The organism is Aurantibrevibacter litoralis, from assembly GCF_034651555.1.
Taxonomy (GTDB): domain Bacteria; phylum Bacteroidota; class Bacteroidia; order Flavobacteriales; family Flavobacteriaceae; genus Aurantibrevibacter; species Aurantibrevibacter litoralis.
Window position 1 is genome coordinate 167,570 of sequence record NZ_JAYEEQ010000006.1, and the last position, 16,321, is coordinate 183,890.

Sequence of the window (16,321 nt, forward strand, 5' to 3'; positions counted from 1 at the left end):
TTACAATGTACCCAATTCGGCCTCCAATGTACAAAAAACAAAACCTGCTCTGTAGCAGGTTTTGTTTTTTTTATTACAATACGGTATAAATTAGTCGTTATACATTTCGTTTCCCAAATTAAAAGTTAGCGAAAAACGCAGGGTGTTTTCTAACGGGTTTCTAACTTGTGCCGTAGAAAACAAATAAGACAAATCTATTTGTGCCGCCCTGTATTTAAAGCCAGCACCCAAAGTAAAAAACTGTCGCGACCCTTTCAATTCATTTTCATTAAAATAACCCGCCCTAAGCATAAATGCCTCTTGATAGGCATATTCTGCCCCCAAAGCCCATGTAACTTCTCTTAATTCCTCGCTAAAACCATCTGGCGCATCACCGAAAGATTCAAAAACGCCACTTAAAAAACCAATTTCTTGATACCGAGCATTGTCGTCTGCATCAATATCGCCATCACCGTCAAAATCCCGTGGTGTGGGCACTAATAATTTATTGAATTCAGTAGTAATACCCAACACATTGTCTTGATCTAAAATAAAATCGAAACCTACTCCAAACTTGAGATTTGTAGGTAAAAAGTTCTCCTGCCCTCCTTCATCGTATTGCAATTTACCACCTAAATTGGAAATGTTAAACCCGGCTCTCCATCGGCCATCGAAGTTGTTATACGCAATTTCTCTAGATCGATAAAAACCTGCAACATCTACCGCAAAACTATTGGCTGCCTGTGAATCTGTGGTAGCATCATCTTGAAATCGCAAATTAGAACTAATGAACCTGCCGGCTACCGCCATAGAAAACTGGTCGCTAAGTTTCAAGGCATACGATCCGTCTAATGCAATTTCATTAGGTTTTACAATTCTTGGGGCATCTATTGCACTTTGGCGCAATTCTATTTCGCCTAAAGTAAAAAAGCGCAAGCTAACTGCAAAGGCACTTCTATCATTTAATTTATTATAAAAGCTGGCATTTAACAAGGCAATATCCGTAACCAGACTTTCCAAATAAGGAGTGTAGCTGGCACCTATACCCATTTCTTGACTTGCAAAGGCATATTTGGCAGGATTCCATTGTTGTGAAAAGGCATCTGCCGAGGTAGCCACGCCCATATCTCCCATGCCTGCCGCCCTGGCATCTGCTGCAATGGTTAAGAACGGAACCGCCGTAGTAATTACTCTATTCTCTTGAGCCGAAACTTTAAAAAACAGAATAATCGCAGTAAGTATCCAAAGTTTTTTCATTGTTCATTTTTCGTTTAGTTGGTTCCAAAAATCCTAATAAATACTGATATACTAAAATAATTTAGTTGTAATACACAATAACGACCATTTCATCGATATCTTGTGCTTGTGTTAAATTATTTTTATTTCCCCGCAAAATAGGGTGTTTTGCAGTCCAAAATGTCTCTTGAATATCCTATAGCGATATTAAAAACCGTTGGATTTATGATAGCGTATCATACTAATCCTAATTTTAGTCCGTTATTGGGAAAGAGGCCTGCCCGTCGCTTTTTAAAACGTTAGCGCCATAGGGCTCAAAAATTTTGTAGTCCTGTAAAATATAATGTGTAATTCATCGTTTTATTTGCCAAAAGAGCCTTTAACTAATTTAAAATATGAATTTCAGAATGCTATAGTGGCAGTCTGCTTTTGATCTCAAGTCCTTATTATGAAAAAACAATGTATTAAAGTTGTACTCTCGTGTCTTGTTGTAGCAGTTGGTGTTTCCGGCTGCAAAAAAACCTCCACGTCGAAAAATACATCGCGAGCCACCGGCTGGAAAATTAATGCCAAAGAAGGTGGTTTTCAATACAATTCTGACTTTAAGGAGCAGGAAACAGCTCCCGGTCTCGTATTCATAGAAGGGGGTACGTTTACCAAAGGAAAAGTGCAAGATGACGTCATGCGCGATTGGAACAACACCGCTACCCAACAACACGTGCAGTCCTTTTATATGGATGAAACTGAAGTTACCAATGTCATGTACTTGGAGTATTTAGATTACCTAAAAGCGGTTTACCCTCCAGACAACCCTAGCTATGCTCATATTTATACGGGTGCTCTACCAGATACTTTGGTTTGGCGTAATAGATTGGGCTTTAATGAGACTATGACCAACAATTATTTGCGACACCCTGCCTATTCGGAATATCCGGTAGTTGGCGTGAATTGGATACAAGCTACCCAATTTGCAGAGTGGCGTACAGACCGAGTTAATGAGGTGATGTTAGAGCGGGAAGGTTTTCTGGCCAAGGATGCCAAATACAAAGCCATGAACGGGGAAATTGCAGGCACCTTTAGTACAGAAGCGTATTTAAACAGGCCCGAATCGGTGTACGAAGGCCAGATCGATTCTTTACAAGGTAAGAAAAAGAAAGATTCTATTTCCGCCTTTGCCAAAAGAAGCAGCGGGATTATATTGCCGGAATACCGATTACCCACTGAAACCGAATGGGAGTATGCCGCACAAGCCAATGTGGGCAACCGAGAATACAACAATTACCGAGGACGGAAAAAATACCCTTGGGAAGGCGATTATACTCGAAATGGCCAACGTGTAGGTCGTGGCGATCAATTAGCCAACTTTAAACAAGGAAAAGGCGATTACGGTGGTATTGCCGGATGGTCCGATGACGGTGCTGATATTACGGCCGAAGTGAAGTCTTACAAACCCAACGATCATGGTCTTTATGATATGGCCGGTAACGTTTCCGAATGGGTGGCCGATGTGTATCGCCCTATTGTAGATGATGAGATAAGTGATTTTAATTACTACCGAGGCAATGTGTACATGAAAAGTGCCATTGGCAAAGATGGTAAAGTAGACGTACTCGGCAAGGAATCTATAGTGTACGACACGCTTCCTAATGGTAAGATTATTGCTGTAAATTTACCCGGTGAAATAAAAATGGTACCGGTAAACGAAGATGAAACCTATCTTCGTACAAACTTTTCGGCTAGTGATAACAGAGGCTACCGAGACGGTGACCCTGGATCGACACGGTTTTTTGATCGCTTTAGTAGCGACGAAGACGAACAGGACGATAAAAAGATGTATAATGCACCAAAACCCATTGTACAATCGGATTCTCTTGGCAACTTAATAAGACAGTACGATAAATCGAACAACAGAACCTCACTCATCAACAATGAAGTTCGGGTGTTTAAAGGAGGTTCCTGGCGCGATAGAGCGTTTTGGTTAGACCCTGCGCAACGACGTTACTTACCGCAATATATGGCTACGGATTACATTGGTTTTAGATGTGCCATGTCTCGAGTAGGTTCAAAATCGAAAACTAAAAATAAAACTATCCGAGGAAAAAAAGCAAAATAATCCTCTTAAAAAATGATCTTAAAAGCCCTTTTCCGAAAGGGCTTTTTTTATATCTTGGCGGTATGACTATAGCCGAATTGCATCACCTTTTTTTAGATTATCCTACCGTTTGTACCGATAGCAGATCTATACCTGCACAAAGTATTTTCTTTGCCCTAAAAGGAACTCATTTTAACGGAAACGCTTTTGCAGCCGAAGCCCTTAATAAAGGTGCGGCATACGCTGTAGTGGACGAAAAACAATATGCCACCTCAACGCATATCATTGTTGTTGACGATGTGTTAGAAACGCTTCAAAACCTAGCCCGGTATCACCGTAATTATTGTACCGCAACTATTATTGCACTTACGGGAAGCAATGGAAAAACAACCACAAAAGAGCTAATCTACAACGTACTCTCAAAAAAATATAAGACCATTGCCACCAAAGGGAATTTAAATAATCATATTGGGGTGCCGCTAACCTTACTCTCGATCGAAGCAGACACCGAAATAGCTATTGTGGAAATGGGTGCAAATCATCAAAAAGAAATCGCTTTTTTATGTAGCATTGCAACACCGGATTTTGGCTATATCACCAACTTTGGAAAGGCTCACTTAGAAGGATTTGGTGGGGAAGAAGGTGTTATTAAAGGAAAAAGTGAACTTTATGATTATCTTATTTCCCATAATAAAAGGGTTTGCATAAACGCAGACGATCCTATACAGCAATTGAAATGGCGCCAACACCAGCCTACCTTCGGCTTTAGTGAATCGGACAACAAATTTTACCATATCCAATTTTTAGAAGCCAATCCTTTTGTGCATCTAAGTGGGGCAAACACCCTAATAGAAACGCAATTGATCGGAAGCTATAATTTTCACAATTGTGCGGCAGCCGTAGCGTTTGGCCTCTATTTAAAAGTACCCTTAATTGCTATAAAAGCTGCTATTGAAGCCTATATTCCAAAAAACAATCGTTCTCAGCTGCTTCAAAAGAACGGCCACCATATTATTTTAGATGCCTATAATGCCAATCCGAGTAGCATGAAAGCCGCTTTGGACAATTTTAAAATGCTATCGGGGGAACGGAAAGTTCTTTTTTTGGGTGATATGTTTGAACTGGGTGCCGCAGCCGAAGAGGAACACCAACGTATCGTGGATCATGTTTCGGAGCTTGGTTTTGAAAAAGTGATTTTGGTGGGAGAAAATTTTTATAGAACCACATGTAGTTTCCCTAAATTCCGAACCTATTCAGATCTTGAAGTAAATATAGCGAACCTAGGGCTTCATAAAAACCAAATACTCATCAAAGGCTCCAGAGGAATGGCTTTAGAGCGAATTTTGGAGGCACTGTAAATCTCCAAACCAGCTCGCATTATACGTGTGTGGGATATACTGGATTCGAACCAGTGACCTCTGCCCTGTCAAGGCAGCGCTCTAAACCAACTGAGCTAATATCCCAAGGCACTCCACTTTTGTGAAATCGCTTTTCAAAAGTCTGCAAATATATAAAAATCCCCTATTTTTAAATCGGATGGCTCCCAAAAAAAATAGAACTCACGGCCATCTGCCCAAAACCTCAAAGATAAGATGTGCTTCCCTCTTTTGATGCGTCTATAAAAACAACTAAGCAAGCCTAATGCCTCAAAGTACTTCTAAACATCAACAAATCTATGCCAATATAATTCAATGCATCCAAAATCCGTCTGTTTAATTGATCTCAAATACAGGAAAATACCGCTCTGACAGTAACGTCATGAACAACGGATTTAGAATACAAAATTCTATCGTAATCAACTAAATTATTTCGCAAATGCTCCTCTAAAGACTAGGTAAAACACACTATCGACACCAACAAAACCAGAACCTGTTACAATTGCTGCTCATCCATTTCACTTTAGATGAGTATAGATGCAGCGTATTATCTTAGTGCATGGTATGAGGAAATCTATATTTTTGTCTTACTAAGGACCAAAACAAATAGAACCACCCGGTACCAAATCGTATGCAGGGTGGTTCTAAAGGAGACAGAAACGGCATGAGTCCCTAACACCGTACTGATATCTTTATGGAGCGTTCTACTAGGATCCGCCTGCAGCAGCTACGGTAAAAAAGGCAATGATAACCCCAAAATAGAGAATGAACAAGAATAACATAATAAGGGATAATACCAGACCAATATAAGATAGTACTTTACCGGTCTTGGCATTTTCATAGCCGGTGTACATACCCGGATTCTGAAGGTAGATCCGTTTGGCCTTGCCGGCACTATTAAGACCAATAATACTGAATATAATGGCAAAGGGGCCACAACAAATGAGTGCCCCCACAATAGAGATAATACCCATGGTAAGGGCATTACTAGCGCCCGGTAGTGATTCTTGGCTCATGACTTCTAATTTTTTATTCCTCTATTCCGTATTGTTCCATTATTTCCTGAACTTTTTCCATATAACCATCCCAACCACCCATTTGAGAGATCGTGTAATAGGTATAAATGAAATATAAGACACCAAGTACGATTCCAATGATCGCTATAATTTTAGCTGTTTTCAACTGACTGTAATTGGAATACAACTCCGGATTTAAGGTATATTTTTTAGCATCTTTGTTTACCAAAAGCAAGGCAATTCCGGCAATAATAGCACCAGGTAATCCGGCAAAACAGCAACAGAAAAAGGAAATAACCCCTAATACAATGGCCAGAGTTACGTTAGGTAATTTTTGTTGTTCCATAAGGTTGATTTTCGTTATACAAATTTTAATATAAAGTTGGTCAATATAAATAACACAGTAAGAATAAGTAAAGAAATTGTAATTTTGTTGCCATATTTAAAACTGAAAAAAGTATCAGCCAAAAGAAAGCTCAATAAAAGCAATAAGGGATAAATAGCCGGATACATCATAAAGGCACCTCCAAAATCACCCTCTAGCAACAATGAAACTGAACGTTGCAGCCCGCAACCGGGACATTCTACACCTAAAATTTGTTTGTTTAGGCACGGCAACATATACTTGTCTAGCGCTATGGTATAAACGATTGGCATTTTTTGGCAAAAAGCAAGTTCCTTAGCCGAAAATTACTATTATTTTTGTATTATGGAAATAAAATGTCACTTTATTTTCCAGAAATTGGGCTTGTAACGTAAAGAACATAGAAAATGACCCATTTTAAAATTGGAGACCGAGTGGAAGCGATTGACGATGTGGTTGTTGGTATAATAACTAACATAGCATCGCAAGGTATTACTATAGAAAGTGATGAAGGCTTTGAGTTATATTACAAGGCAACAGAACTTTTACCTGTAAAGGATGCAGCAGCTATGCAAGTATCTTCGTACGAGGTGGCACAAATAATAAAAGAAAAGGAACTGCCTCACAAAAGAACTAAGACTAAAGCCCATAAAAAAGAAAGCCAAATTCCCGTTATGGAAGTAGATTTGCATGTAGGCCAACTGCGATCATCCACAAAAGGAATGAGCAACTTTGAAATCCTTAATCTGCAATTAGATACTGCAAAACGGCAACTGGAATTTGCGATGAACAAAAGAATTCAAAGCGTGGTATTTATTCATGGGATAGGTGAAGGAATTCTTAAAGAAGAACTTCATTATATGCTTCGGAAATATGACAATCTGAAATTTTACGATGCAAATTATCAAAAATACGGCTTAGGAGCTACCGAGGTGTATATTTTTCAAAACGTTGGGTTGTCTAGGGTGCGGTCGTAGTAACAGTTCCAAATTCATTAATCCGTAAATCCGTAATCCGAGAACCTGTTTCGGTAACCAATGATATGCCGCTTAATTCTATTTTATGGTCAAAGCGTATGCCATCTGCATTCTGCGTGGTCGTTACCCTTACTTCTCCTGCTTGGGCAAGAATTTCTTCGGTAACAAAAGGCGTTGTTGGGGGAATAGCATCGCAAAAATAATTGGAGGAAAGGTTCCCTGAAAAAATCCGATACACAATTTGCGATTGCGCTGGCACAGTACTTATAATTTGACCATCGGACAACTCATTGCGTAAGCTATTGGCCGCTAAGGTAAGAATAAGTGCTTCGTCCTGATTTATTTTAAAAAAAATACGAGTGCCCACAGTTACCGGAGCGGCGCAACTCTGTACCGCCACACTGTCAAAGTCTATAGCTTCAATTTGCAGATCCCCATCATTGCAGGAACACAGCAAAACAGAAAACCAAAATAAAAGACCCTTTTTCATTTGCCAAATTTAATTGAATTTAAAGCGATAATCCTAGAGGTTTAGATGCAATTTATGAGAAATTAACTTTATTTCCAGTAATTTTGCCTTTTCCTAAAAGAAGAACAATTAACATGGATAGCGTTTATTTGGATAATGCCGCCACCACAAGGGTTCGAGAAGAAGTCATTCTAAAAATGCAGCAAGCCCTTGCCGAATTTTATGGCAATCCGTCATCAACCCATAGTTATGGACGATCTGTAAAATCGAGTATTGAAAAGGCTCGAAAAACAATTGCAAAATACCTGAATGCTCATCCTTCCGAGATTATTTTTACCTCCGGAGGTACCGAGGCCGACAATATGATCTTGCGGGCTGCGGTTCGCGATTTGGGTGTAAAAACCATAATAACGTCAAAAATAGAGCATCATGCGGTTTTGCATACGGCAGAAGCATTGGTTCAGGAATATGGCATTAGCTTGCTTTATGTAGATTTGGATGCCTTTGGGAATCCGATCATAGCACATTTAGAAAGCCTTTTGAAACAAGACGCTACTAAAAAGCTGGTAAGCTTAATGCACATCAATAACGAAATTGGGAATGTGCTAGATATTGCCACCGTGGGTGCCATATGCAAAGCACATCAAGCACTTTTTCATTCGGATACGGTACAATCTATCGGTCATTTTGCATGGAATGTACAAGAAATTCAGGTCGATTTTTTAACTGCCGCCGCCCATAAGTTTCATGGTCCCAAAGGAATTGGATTTGCTTATATTCGTAGAAATTCAGGTTTAAAACCTCTTATTTTTGGAGGTTCTCAAGAACGAGGCTTTCGTGCCGGTACCGAAGGCAGTCATAATATTATCGGTTTAGAAACGGCCATGGTGCTCGCCATGGATCATTTGGCATCGGAGACCGGGTTTATGCGCGAACTGAAAGGCTACTTTATTCAGCAATTAAAGCAACACATTCCCGGGGTCTCATTTAATGGTCTTTCCGGAGATCTCGATAAAAGCACCTATACCCTTGTCAATGTGCGCTTGCCCATAGACCAAGAAAAGGCGTTACTGCTTCTTTTTCATTTAGACATGAAAGGAATAGCCTGTTCGCAAGGTAGTGCGTGCCAATCGGGCAGTGTGTCGGGATCTCATGTACTGCAAGAAATTCTTTCTCCAGCAGCCTTGGAAAACCCATCGTTGCGATTTTCTTTTTCGCCTTACAACACCAAAGAAGAACTAGACTATGTGGTTGCTACCTTAAAGGAATTTGTGTATAGTTAATGATAAAAAATTTCTTGAAACTGACTATCCCCGAGGCATGCCATAGGGGTATTTCGCCAGTTTCATTTTGGCCTTTGGGCCAAAAACCGAAATTTTGTATTTCACCTCAACCGCAACTGCAAAAAGACAGTTCCGACCTCTCCAAAGGAGAGGTAAATAGGAAACCCCGACCCAAGGGTCGAGGAATCTTTAGATTGAAAAAGTAGTTTGAAATTTTTGCGATTCCTACACTAGGATTTCTTTTTCCTGCGCTCCGTGTCGTACGGAAATTTTCGAGTCGCCTGTTTCATCATTATGGTAATAAGGTCGTAAGTATTTTTACCCGATTTTTTATTGATTTCCTTTTCGTATTTCCACAAGAGTTTACCCGTACCGCCATCACTGACCTTAATACCGATGCGTCCGTAATTGGCATCGCCCTTTATATAGTCCATAAAACTGAATTCGGTAGGCACCCCCTTAGATAGCAATACATTTAAGCTAAGGTTTCCACTAATAATACCATCTACATTTAAAAGGGTGCAGAGTTCCTTAATGGTATATATATCGATATTGTCATATGATATATTGTTTTTAGCCAATAAAGCGTTGGTGTTCTTTATATTTTGAAATTCTACAGTAAACCTTTTGTTCTTCTTACCTTGCGAAAAATAAGTTTCCAGTGCATTTTGTACTGTATACCCTTCATTCTCTTCCAACTGCTGTAATTGCTCTTGAGAAATACTATCTTTTAATTCCAGTCTTGTAACAAAAGGTATAATCGCTAAAATTTGATGCGATTCACTCAATTCATCAAACTTATCACTTTCATAAATATTTTTTTGTGCCTGAAGCGAAAGGCCTAGCGCAAGGAATATTAAAAAAAAGTGGATTTTCATGAGTTTATATCTATTTAAGGTATTTATAATCGCCGTTACACCTCTTTGTACTTCTAAGGTTTGAAAAACCGATATTTATATGGGTTCTAGCATACAAAAGTAGTGGATTTTTCATTATTGGTTCGCTTCTGCATAGGTATTAAAAGGTTAAAGTGAAGCCAATAGGTTTAAAGTGAACAAAATAAATCACATTATTTAATATCCTTATTTTCTAAAAAAACTACTGTTATATTCGGCTACATTGCCTACGTTATCCGTTACGGTTAGTTTTAATTCAAATTGGTCGTTTTCTGCATTGATATCTTCAAAATTATAAGTCAACGTATTATTTTTGTATTCGTATTCCATTAATATCCAATGGCCGTTAAGCGTAGCGCTATAGGTATTTATACCGCTTAGGTCGTCTTTAATCTCTAAACTAAGATATCTGTAATTGGTAAGCCACTGCTTATCCCTAAAATTTTTGGGTCTTATGGTAGGTGGTACCGAATCTTTAGCCAAGCTGTAGGAACCAAGGTATCGGGTTCTAGTGGTAAAAGTATTTCCTCTTTTGTAGGTGGTGGCGTAAATGGGCTCGTTGCGGCTATCTAAACGGGCAATAAATAATTGTTCCCGTTCCTTTTCATTATATGGGGTAACATCGAAGGTAATCGTAAAATTGGTATGGGCGGGGATACTGCCATCGTGTATTTTTACCTTTTCATCTCCTTGCTGAAGATCAATATAAAAATCCTCGTAAAAGGTATTGGCCGGAAAATAGACTTTGGCTATTCCCAAATCAAAATTATTAGGTTTTTTAGCCATGATATAATGATCTGTTTGCTGCTTTTCCTTCTTAACTTTAAGAACTTCTTTTTTACCTTCTACAGGAATCGTAATTTTGGTTGTATTTTGTTCCAGATCTTTAAGATATACCTCTACAGTATAGCTCATTCCTTCGGCAATGTCTATTTTTCCTTCATTAAAAAGATTCTTAAATATACTTAATTGATTCCCGGGTGCCCTAAAGCTTTTTTGTATGTGTCGACGATGATATATATAATATGGATAGTCTATTAAAGTGTTAATGAAGCGTGATTCATTAAATGAAAAGGAATTGAAATTATACAAGGCGTACACCTTTCCGTTTACAAGCTGTGTTACCTCATAAATACCATTCCTATTCGCGGCTAAATCCTGCCGGTCGTAACCGGAAAATCCAAAGCCTATGGTTCCCAAAGCGGTCACTTTATCCGCCAAAAAACTACCGTCTGCTTGCTTGGTATAACGCAATTGAACTCTGTCGTTACTTTGATTTATTTGGGCGTCAGACCCCAGAGGATAACCGTAAAGACCAGATAAGGTAGGAGCAGTAGTGTCGGCTATGTCTAAGCCATACAACAAAGGATTTGTGGCATTTTCCGAAAGACTGTGCCTAATTTCAAAATGCAAATGAGGTCCCGATGAACTCCCGGTATTTCCTGAGTAGGCAATAATTTCACCTTTTTGAACACTTAGCTCGCCCAATTCGGGAAATGCTTCTACTTCAAACTCTTGTTTTTGGTATTGAATCTTTTTTATGTATGCTTCTATGGAAGGTGAAAATTTTTGAAGATGCGCATATACAGAGGTATATCCGTTAGGATGTCCAAGATAGAGCACTTTTCCATATCCTGAGGTGGCTATTTTTATACGTGTTACCGTGCCATCGCCAATAGCATAAATGGGAAGTCCTTCCCTGCCTTGGGTTTTAATATCTATACCCGAATGAAAGTGATTGGAGCGCAATTCACCAAAATTTCCAGCCAGAATTAGGGGAATATCTAGCGGAGCTCTAAAAACATCGGTAGGATAATTTTCTTGAGCATTGCTATGTACAGCAAGAAAAAACAACAAGCCAATCACATTTTTTTTCATAAATCGCATTCCTAAACACGAAAATAGGCAAACCCATTTAAATAAAAAATTTCTTGAAACTGACTATCCCAGAGGCAAGCCATAGAGGTATACTTCTACTGCGCTCAGTACGGGTTTCGCCAGTTTCATTTTGGCCTTTGAGCCAAAAACCGAAATGTTGTATTTTACCTCACCCGGAACTGCTTTTTTTGCAGTTCCGATCGCTCCAAAGGAGCGGTAAATAGGAAACCCCGACCCAAGGATAGGGGAATCTTTAGGTTGAAAAAAACTGGGCAATTTAAAATGTGCTTCCTTTAAGAAGACATCCTAAATGAACTGTAATTTACTATAAAAACAGGTTTGTATATTTTCAAAACACATCAAAAAGATTGTGCTGAGCAGGAGATTTCTAAGCGTTCCGTATAAAACTATATCAGAACAAACACAAATTAATAAACCACTAAAACCTCATTATAAGGGCTTAAAAAGTATAGCATATAACCACTGCTCTACGTTCATCCGAATCAATGACTTATGGCTTTTTGTCTCGATGAAAAGAATAATCCAAAAAAGTATTGCTAAGTCGTGCAATCTATGTTAACTTTGTGTAAACGCTTTGAACGTTTGCGCATGAGTGAAATAGTAGAAATTGTTGATTCTTTAGAGAACAAAATCAGCAAGTTGTTACACAAAATGGAATTGCTACATCTTTCTAAAGCTCAACTGGAAGCCGATTTGGTTTCCATGCAAAAGCAACAGGAAGAATTACGGCATTCTGTTTTAGGATGGGAACAAAAATACAATTCACTTAAATTGGCAAGTTCAATGCTGGGTAGTAATGAAGACAAAACAGAAGCGAAGCTTAAAATAAATACATTAATACGAGAGTTAGATCATTGCATTATGCAACTTTCGGAATAATGTACCAAAAAACGGATGACGGAGAAACTCAAAATAAAGCTTTCCATAGCGGATAGGGTATATCCCTTAACGATAGATCCCAGTCAAGAAGAAGGATTGCGGAAAGCAGCTAAAAATATTGAGCAATTAGCTAAAAAATTTGAGCAAAATTACGCCGTCCGGGACAAGCAAGATGTATTGGCTATGTGTGCCTTGCAGTTTGCATCCAAAATTGAGCAAAAGGGAATAGACCAATCCGAAGGTGTCTCAGAGGCATTACAACGGATTAAAGCCTTAGATCAGTTGGTAGAAGCCAAGCTTAGCATAAAATAGACAAAGTTCTTTTACATAAAATAATGTTACTGCCCACATTGGTAATTATATTTTTGACAAACTCAACACTAATTTGTTTAAAAAGGGTGAGTTTAAGTTGTAAAAGCATGCCTTACTAGTATAAGGATCCTTGAGCAGCTTTGTAGCCCTAAACCTGTTTATTGGAGTTTGTACAAGACTTCCACCAATGTGGGTTTTTTTATTAATTATAATTTAAACTATGGATAGTACAATAATTATAGTAGGTATTATAGGTTTGGTCATCGGCTTTGCTGTTGCCAAGTTTTTGGAAAAAGGGAAGGCCTCCAAAATAATCTCCAGCGCAAAGCGAGAAGCAGAAATCGTGCTAAAAGATGCCTCCGTAGAAGGCGAAAATATCAAAAAAGACAAAATATTTCAGGCCAAAGAAAAGTTTTTGGAACTAAAGGCAGAGCATGAAAAAGTGATTATTGCCAAGGATAAAAAAATTGCAGAATCCGAGCAACGCGCTCGTGATAAAGAATCTCATATTAGTTCGGAATTAGCAAAATCTAAAAACTTAAATGAGCAACTTGCGTCTAAGGTAAAAGAAGTGGAGTATAAAAGCGAGTTTTTAGATAAAAAACAGTCCGAATTGGAGAAACTCCATAAAAGCCAAGTGCAACAATTAGAAGTCATCTCCGGCCTTTCTGCAGATGAAGCTAAAAGTCAATTACTGGAATCCTTGAAGGAAAAGGCCAAGGCCGATGCCATGGCTTATATACAAACCACCGTAGAAGAGTCTAAACTCACGGCACAGCAGGAGGCAAAAAAGATCATCATCAATACCATCCAACGTATTGGAACAGAGGAAGCCGTTGAAAATTGCGTATCCGTGTTCAATCTGGAATCCGATGATGTAAAAGGTCGTATCATAGGAAGAGAAGGTAGAAATATCAGAGCCTTAGAGGCTGCTACCGGAGTGGAAATTATTGTAGATGACACCCCTGACGCCATTATTCTGTCTTGTTTTGATTCTGTTCGCCGGGAGGTAGCGCGATTATCGCTTCATAAACTGGTTACCGATGGCCGCATCCATCCCGCAAGAATTGAAGAAATCGTAAAGAAAACGGAAAAACAAATTGAAGAAGAGATCGTAGAAATTGGCAAACGAACCGTGATCGATTTGGGCATACATGGGTTGCACCCCGAACTGGTACGGGCTGTAGGTCGTCTTAAATACCGTTCTTCCTATGGTCAAAATCTTTTGCAACATTCTAGAGAAGTGGCCAAATTATGTGGGGTTATGGCGGCAGAACTAGGGTTGAACACCAAATTAGCCAAAAGAGCAGGTCTGCTGCATGACATAGGAAAAGTACCAAATACGGAAGTAGAAATTGAAACACCGCATGCTATTTTAGGGATGCAGTGGGCTGAAAAATATGGAGAGAAACCCGAAGTATGCAATGCCATTGGTGCCCACCACGACGAAATAGAAATGAAAACATTGATAGCTCCTATTGTTCAGGTATGCGATGCCATAAGTGGCGCTAGACCCGGTGCTCGGCGGCAGGTGATGGATTCTTATATTCAACGTCTAAAAGATCTTGAAGAAATTGCTTTTGCCTTTGGAGGTGTGCAAAAGGCGTATGCCATACAAGCCGGAAGGGAACTAAGGGTCATTGTAGAAAGCGAACGGGTAAGCGATGAACGGGCCGCTGAACTTTCGTTTGAAATTTCGCAAAAAATCCAGACTGATATGACCTATCCGGGTCAGGTAAAAGTAACTGTGATTCGGGAAACCAGAGCGGTGAATGTGGCCAAATAATTAGGGTTGGCCTATATTTGTACCTGTAAAAAGAACCAATGTTTCTAAACTAATTCCGCCCGGAGGGCAGAAGGACTTAGTAAGCAGTACCCTCCTATTTGGATTAAGAAACCCATTCCGATAGAAACGTTATCCGAAAATATAGAGGAACGCTTTTAGGTGACGTTGCTAAAAATAGCCAAATCTCTAAATTGGGTATCCCAGCAGCGATCATAAACGGTATTATCAAACAAAAAAAAGACGCTTCCCTAAAGAAACGCCCTTTCTATTCAAATAAAAATGGAACTAAATTCTTGGCAAATCGCCATCCCCCTTTAGGGGCAACTGGGATGTTCCCATAAGGTAGGTATCTACATGATACGCGGCCTGCCGCCCTTCGGAAATGGCCCACACAATCAAGGACTGACCTCTACGTTGATCTCCGGCCACAAAAACACCGGGAACATTGGTCATATAATTGGTTGCAGGTGCTTTAATGTTCGTGCGGGGGTCTGCTTCTAGACCCAATTGCGTTGCAATAGTCATTTCAGAGCCTGTAAAACCCAGTGCCAATAAAGCCAATTCACATTTCCAATTTTTTTCGGTACCCGGAACCTCTTTAAGAATGGGGCGCTTACCGGGTTCATGAATCCATTCTACTTCGGAAGTGATTAATCCTTTGAGGTTGCCATCTGCATCGCCTATAAATTCCTTAGTAGAAATACTAAAAAAGCGATCTGCCCCTTCTTTGTGAGACGAACTGGTGCGCAAGCGCATAGGCCAAAATGGCCATGGTTGGTCTTCTGGTCGCTCTAAAGTGCCTTTTCCCATAATCTCAAAGTTGGAAACAGAAAGCGCACCTTGGCGAAAAGAGGTACCAATACAATCGGAACCGGTATCTCCACCACCAATAACGATGACATCCTTTCCGGTAGCCTTTAGTTCTTCGCCCAATGCTTTAACCCCATCAACACGACGATTATTTTGACTTAAAAAATCCATGGCCTGAACTACACCTTTGAGGTGTGCTCCTTTGATCGGCAATCCGCGTCGTACCGTAGCACCACCGCTGAGCACAATAGCATCAAAATCTGCCTTTATTTGATCTACCGGAATATCTACACCTACATGAATCCCGTTTTTAAAGACGATTCCTTCTTCTTCTAGTATCTCCAAACGTCTATCAATAATGTGCTTTTCCAATTTGAAATCGGGTATACCATAACGCAAAAGTCCGCCCGGTTTCTCATCACGTTCAAAAACCGTTACCCAATGCCCTGCACGGTTAAGTTGCTGGGCGGCTGCCAATCCTGCCGGACCCGAGCCTATAACGGCAACTTTTTTTTCGGTTCGTAGGGCTGGAGGTTTCGGAACAACCCAACCCTTTTTAAAAGCCGTTTCTACAATGTTTTTTTCAATATTCTCTATAGATACCGGATCTTCATTAATACCAAGAACACAAGCTTCCTCGCAGGGTGCCGGACAAAGTCTTCCTGTAAATTCCGGAAAATTATTGGTTGCGTGTAGTATTTGCGCTGCTTTTTCCCATTTACCGAGATAGACCGCATCATTAAAATCGGGAATTAAATTACCAAGTGGGCAGCCGCTGTGACAAAAAGGGATGCCACAATCCATGCATCTTGCGCCTTGCTCTTTAAGCTCCTTTTCGTTTAATGGAAGGGTAAATTCCTTAAAATGTTTTATGCGCTCCTTTGCGGGCACATAGGCTTCATCTTTTCTATCGAACTCCAAAAATCCTGTTATCTTTCCCATGTGTA

General features: G+C 39.7%; 15 protein-coding genes, 1 tRNA gene and 1 other RNA gene. 8 read left to right on the top strand and 9 right to left on the bottom strand.

Features of this window, described 5'->3' with window-relative positions; translation table 11 throughout:
• Nucleotides 1-90 precede the first annotated feature (90 nt).
• A complete protein-coding gene (gene porV / locus U1E44_RS07525) occupies nucleotides 91-1,236 on the bottom strand; it encodes a type IX secretion system outer membrane channel protein PorV (RefSeq protein WP_322930453.1) in 1,146 nt (381 codons plus the stop codon).
• Nucleotides 1,237-1,663: 427 nt separating this feature from the next.
• Between porV and gldJ the strand changes: the two genes are divergently transcribed.
• Together gldJ and U1E44_RS07535 are read left to right on the top strand one after the other, a co-directional pair.
• On the top strand, nucleotides 1,664-3,328 hold the full coding sequence (gene gldJ / locus U1E44_RS07530) for a gliding motility lipoprotein GldJ (RefSeq protein WP_322930454.1): 1,665 nt from the start codon (nucleotides 1,664-1,666) through the stop codon (nucleotides 3,326-3,328).
• Between the two features lie 62 nt (nucleotides 3,329-3,390).
• Nucleotides 3,391-4,665, top strand: coding sequence for a UDP-N-acetylmuramoyl-tripeptide--D-alanyl-D-alanine ligase (locus U1E44_RS07535; RefSeq protein ID WP_322930455.1), 1,275 nt, complete (start codon nucleotides 3,391-3,393; stop codon nucleotides 4,663-4,665).
• A 30-nt stretch (nucleotides 4,666-4,695) separates the two neighbouring features.
• Here the strand turns inward: U1E44_RS07535 and U1E44_RS07540 are convergent.
• The 4 genes from U1E44_RS07540 to U1E44_RS07555 all read right to left on the bottom strand — a co-directional run bounded on the left by U1E44_RS07540 (nucleotide 4,696) and on the right by U1E44_RS07555 (nucleotide 6,356).
• Nucleotides 4,696-4,770 (bottom strand) — tRNA-Val (locus U1E44_RS07540).
• A gap of 620 nt (nucleotides 4,771-5,390) precedes the next feature.
• The gene (locus U1E44_RS07545; RefSeq protein ID WP_322930456.1) at nucleotides 5,391-5,699 is read right to left on the bottom strand and encodes a CCC motif membrane protein; all 309 of its coding nucleotides are present in this window, start codon (nucleotides 5,697-5,699) and stop codon (nucleotides 5,391-5,393) included.
• 13 nt (nucleotides 5,700-5,712) lie between these two features.
• Entirely contained in the window at nucleotides 5,713-6,045 is a 333-nt protein-coding gene (locus tag U1E44_RS07550; protein WP_322930457.1) for a CCC motif membrane protein, read from the bottom strand.
• Between the two features lie 14 nt (nucleotides 6,046-6,059).
• Nucleotides 6,060-6,356 (bottom strand): DUF2752 domain-containing protein, encoded by a 297-nt coding sequence (locus U1E44_RS07555; protein WP_322930458.1) that lies wholly within the window; start codon nucleotides 6,354-6,356, stop codon nucleotides 6,060-6,062.
• Nucleotides 6,357-6,470: 114 nt separating this feature from the next.
• Here U1E44_RS07555 and U1E44_RS07560 point away from each other — a divergent pair, with 114 nt between their 5' ends.
• Nucleotides 6,471-7,040 carry a Smr/MutS family protein gene (locus tag U1E44_RS07560; protein ID WP_322930459.1) on the top strand — a complete coding sequence of 190 codons (570 nt, stop codon included), beginning with the start codon at nucleotides 6,471-6,473 and terminating at the stop codon, nucleotides 7,038-7,040.
• Here the strand turns inward: U1E44_RS07560 and U1E44_RS07565 are convergent.
• Nucleotides 7,024-7,530: a hypothetical protein gene (locus tag U1E44_RS07565; protein ID WP_322930460.1), complete on the bottom strand. Its 507-nt coding sequence runs from the start codon at nucleotides 7,528-7,530 to the stop codon at nucleotides 7,024-7,026. The two genes, U1E44_RS07560 and U1E44_RS07565, sit on opposite strands and share 17 nt — an antisense overlap.
• Before the next feature lie 113 nt (nucleotides 7,531-7,643).
• On the opposite strand from U1E44_RS07565, the gene U1E44_RS07570 reads away from it, so the two are divergent.
• Entirely contained in the window at nucleotides 7,644-8,792 is a 1,149-nt protein-coding gene (locus U1E44_RS07570; protein WP_322930461.1) for a cysteine desulfurase family protein, read from the top strand.
• A 230-nt stretch (nucleotides 8,793-9,022) separates the two neighbouring features.
• Here the strand turns inward: U1E44_RS07570 and U1E44_RS07575 are convergent, their stop codons facing one another.
• Both U1E44_RS07575 and U1E44_RS07580 read right to left on the bottom strand, forming a co-directional pair.
• Entirely contained in the window at nucleotides 9,023-9,670 is a 648-nt protein-coding gene (locus U1E44_RS07575; protein WP_322930462.1) for a hypothetical protein, read from the bottom strand.
• Nucleotides 9,671-9,874: 204 nt separating this feature from the next.
• Complete coding sequence (locus U1E44_RS07580) at nucleotides 9,875-11,566, bottom strand: M23 family metallopeptidase (RefSeq protein ID WP_322930463.1); 1,692 nt, start codon at nucleotides 11,564-11,566, stop codon at nucleotides 9,875-9,877.
• A gap of 609 nt (nucleotides 11,567-12,175) precedes the next feature.
• Here U1E44_RS07580 and U1E44_RS07585 point away from each other — a divergent pair.
• The 4 genes from U1E44_RS07585 (at nucleotide 12,176) to rny (ending at nucleotide 14,564) form a co-directional block, all read left to right on the top strand.
• A complete protein-coding gene (locus U1E44_RS07585) occupies nucleotides 12,176-12,466 on the top strand; it encodes a hypothetical protein (RefSeq protein WP_322930464.1) in 291 nt (96 codons plus the stop codon).
• A gap of 15 nt (nucleotides 12,467-12,481) precedes the next feature.
• Nucleotides 12,482-12,778 (top strand): cell division protein ZapA, encoded by a 297-nt coding sequence (locus U1E44_RS07590; RefSeq protein WP_322930465.1) that lies wholly within the window; start codon nucleotides 12,482-12,484, stop codon nucleotides 12,776-12,778.
• Between the two features lie 60 nt (nucleotides 12,779-12,838).
• A non-coding RNA gene (ssrS, locus tag U1E44_RS07595) (6S RNA) lies at nucleotides 12,839-12,948 on the top strand.
• 50 nt (nucleotides 12,949-12,998) lie between these two features.
• Nucleotides 12,999-14,564, top strand: coding sequence for a ribonuclease Y (rny, locus tag U1E44_RS07600; protein ID WP_322930466.1), 1,566 nt, complete (start codon nucleotides 12,999-13,001; stop codon nucleotides 14,562-14,564).
• A gap of 285 nt (nucleotides 14,565-14,849) precedes the next feature.
• On the opposite strand, the gene U1E44_RS07605 is transcribed toward rny, so the two are convergent.
• On the bottom strand, nucleotides 14,850-16,316 hold the full coding sequence (locus U1E44_RS07605) for a glutamate synthase subunit beta (RefSeq protein WP_322930467.1): 1,467 nt from the start codon (nucleotides 16,314-16,316) through the stop codon (nucleotides 14,850-14,852).
• Nucleotides 16,317-16,321: the final 5 nt, after the last annotated feature.